Here is a 260-nt window from a genome sequence, read left to right as displayed (position 1 = left end):
CTTGACGGCGATACGAGCCGCTTTGGGACCGTCCTCGGCGCATACGTCGGGGATCAAACACAGTACGTCCAGCGCTTCAGGGCTGACCCGCTTGTGAGTACCGTTCGTCAAGTACACGCAAACGGTGGGGGTGAAGGACTCATTGTGATCGTCACCAGCGATAAGGATCCGGTAAAACTCCAAGAGGCAGTCAAAACAGCCATCCACGGTGACAGTCGGATTTTGGTATTTATTACACCGCACTGTCTGTTCGAGCCGCC

At 55.4% G+C, this 260-nt stretch carries 1 pseudogene; it reads left to right on the top strand.

What is annotated here, in order from left to right:
* A pseudogene (locus tag EXE45_RS21110) lies at positions 1-260 on the top strand (DUF58 domain-containing protein); the annotation flags it as partial.

The organism is Halorubrum sp. SP9, from assembly GCF_005435015.1.
Taxonomy (GTDB): Archaea; Halobacteriota; Halobacteria; order Halobacteriales; family Haloferacaceae; genus Halorubrum; species Halorubrum sodomense.
This window is presented reverse-complemented; position numbering and strand designations above follow the sequence as displayed.